3 protein-coding genes are annotated in these 2,652 nt (G+C 31.4%); all 3 read left to right on the forward strand.

Annotated elements, in window-relative coordinates:
* Window positions 1–143: 143 nt before the first annotated feature.
* The 3 genes from E1171_RS24160 (at window position 144) to E1171_RS03205 (ending at window position 2,429) form a co-directional block, all read left to right on the forward strand.
* Window positions 144–338: a hypothetical protein gene (locus E1171_RS24160; RefSeq protein ID WP_222931363.1), complete on the forward strand. Its 195-nt coding sequence runs from the start codon at window positions 144–146 to the stop codon at window positions 336–338.
* Between the two features lie 93 nt (window positions 339–431).
* Window positions 432–1,169 (forward strand): alpha/beta family hydrolase, encoded by a 738-nt coding sequence (locus E1171_RS03200; RefSeq protein ID WP_155204015.1) that lies wholly within the window; start codon window positions 432–434, stop codon window positions 1,167–1,169.
* A 396-nt stretch (window positions 1,170–1,565) separates the two neighbouring features.
* Window positions 1,566–2,429 carry an alpha/beta hydrolase gene (locus E1171_RS03205; protein WP_155204016.1) on the forward strand — a complete coding sequence of 288 codons (864 nt, stop codon included), beginning with the start codon at window positions 1,566–1,568 and terminating at the stop codon, window positions 2,427–2,429.
* The last annotated feature ends 223 nt before the right edge of the window (window positions 2,430–2,652 follow it).

Here is a 2,652-nt window from a genome sequence, read left to right on the forward strand (position 1 = left end):
TTAAATAAAAATCCATAGAAAGAATAGTAATTGTTGGATACAAACCATTTCCTGACAAGGAGGCAGAATTAATCAAATTAATAAAATTCCACTGGCAAATACTTGATGGAGAAAATTTAGTTTCAAATAGAAAATCCATCATCATGCAAGCAGAGGATCGAACCATAATTGAAGTCTTTGGATGGAAGTCTAAAGAGGCCTTAGAAGCTGCCCATTCTAATGCTGCCGTACAAAAAATGTGGGGAGAATTCTCTCAAGTTTGTGAATATATTCCAATAGGCAGTTTGAATGAGAGCGCTAATTTATTTTCTGAATTTACCCCTTTAAACATTGACTAGCAACAAGGAAAATAATAATCACTAAAGGCGCTTTTAAAAGTTAGGACCTTACATATTGTCATGCAAATAGAGATGACCTTACTCTTTTAATTTATGAAGTTAAATAAACATAATGTTTTCAGAATAATTTGGTTCAGTCTTGTCACTGTGTTCTTCATATGGCAATGGTCAACTTATCAATCCAGAAATCTACCCAAGGATATTTTTTCAGAAAATGATCAGATTTCGGTAACAGAAAATAAAGATGAAATTATCTTCAAACCAAATTTTACCCAAAACACTTCAGAGGTAATTTTCTTTCAAGGAGGGTTGACCGACCCCAAAGCCTATGCCCCATTATGCAGAAAAATAGCCGAAAACGGTTTCACTTGTCATCTAATAAAAATGGCTTGGAGGCTTCCCCAATATGATTATCAAAAAGTATCCAAATTATTTGACCTAAGATCGAGGAAATACATAATAGGCGGGCATTCTCAAGGAGGAAAAATGGCCGCTCAATTTGTTTACGAAAATCCCTCGTCTATGACAGGACTTTTTCTCATGGGAACTTCACATCCTAGAGACATTAATCTTTCTAACCTTTCAATCCCAACTCTTAAGGTATATGCTGAAAAAGACGGACTAGCAAGTATCCCAGAGGTTTTGGAATATGAAGAAAAACTCCCAAAAAATTCAACCTTGATTTTAATAAAAGGAGGAAATCACTCACAATTTGGATATTTAGGTAAACTTTTCATGGATAATAGTGCTGATATTTCCCTAGAGAATCAACAGAAAGAAACTCTTAGTTATTTGATAAAGCATTTTAATACTATAGAAAACACCTTTTAATCATTTATAAAACAAATTGGAAACCCGATGATTTAATTGGAACGGGATTTTTAAATTTTTTAAGACTATTATTAAGTTTTGGTTCATTAAAAAATTCAAGGTTATATTTATTACTTTTTTGATGTGGAATCAATGGTGCTTTTAGAGGGTATCTCAGTAAAAAAGTTATTAAATCACCTGATCATATTTACTTTCCATGCTTTTTGAATTGTATCATGATCATGATGGCTTTTATAGCCCTAGCTGGTCTATTCTAACTTAATGCTCTGGAATTTAATCAATATAAATCCGAATACTCAAAATGCCTTTTGATAAGTAGATTCAAAAAGCTTAATGCTCAAAAAGTCTCTATTTTCAAACAATACAAATACCTTAAACCATTAAAATTTAAATACTATGAAGCACATGAAGTTATTTCCCTTATTTACCATTTCATTTCCCATTTTTCTATTATTAACAAGTTGCACCACAAAAAAAAAGATCAAAGAAAGTAAGCCACTTCATGAAACTTTCACTCAATACTCGGAGTCTGTAAAGGACACTTTTTATATTGATGTTCAATTACCCAAAGAATATTATAAAAATCCGAATAAGAACTATACTACCGTATACCTTTTAGATGGGAATTTTTTCTTCCCAATTACTGCTCCCCTACAGCATCAATACGAATCAACCGGATTATTAAAACCAATAATCTTAGTAAGTATTGGTTACAAAAGTTTTAAAACAATGGATTCTTTAAGGGTAAGAGACTATCTCTATCCAAAATCTATCCCTTCAGATGAAATAGAAGCAATTGGAGGAGGACAAAAATTTAAAAATTTCATAACTAATGAATTAATCCCACAAATTGATTCTGAATTTAGAACTAAAAAGGATGATAGAGTTTTAGCAGGCCATTCCTTTGGAGGTTATTTCGTGTTATATGCTTTATGGAACCAATTGGATACTGAAAAAAGTGATTTCAAATCTTTTATTTCAGCCAGCCCCACCCTTTGGTATAACAATTTTTATTTAAATCAACTGCCGGAAAAGCTCAAAGAAAAGAATAAAGACTTAAATCTTTTTTTGACTGTTGGCGGAAAGGAGAATGCTACTTGGGCAGTACAACCAGTTATCGATTTTTCTAAACAAATTAAAATTTTGGAAATTAAGAATCTCCAATTTAAAAATAGGGTATATAATCATCTAGACCATATGGATCTAGGTTTGCTTTCATTTACAAAAGGGCTACAAGAACTAACACAAGAACAAAATTAATAAATTGAATAGGGCCCAATAATTGGAATTAATTACCTTAGGTTTTCCAAGGCCAATTACCTTTAACGCTTAATTCATACACTGGGCGTTAAAGGTAAATTTTAAAATTCAACATAAAATGAATACAAAATCCCTAAAATCAGAAATACTCAAAAAATTACGAATTGGAAGTAGTAAATCTGACCTTTATAAAGAATATAACGGATTAATGGATGAAAATTTG

This window comes from Xanthovirga aplysinae, from assembly GCF_009711365.1.
GTDB lineage: Bacteria > Bacteroidota > Bacteroidia > Cytophagales > Cyclobacteriaceae > Xanthovirga > Xanthovirga aplysinae.

Excerpts from the sequence above, each read along its gene's own strand:
- E1171_RS03205 (WP_155204016.1), top strand. The coding sequence starts at position 1,566 with ATGAAGCACATGAAGTTATTTCCCTTATTTACCATTTCATTTCCCATT.
- E1171_RS24160 (WP_222931363.1), top strand. The coding sequence starts at position 144 with ATGCAAGCAGAGGATCGAACCATAATTGAAGTCTTTGGATGGAAGTCT.
- E1171_RS03200 (WP_155204015.1), top strand. The coding sequence starts at position 432 with ATGAAGTTAAATAAACATAATGTTTTCAGAATAATTTGGTTCAGTCTT.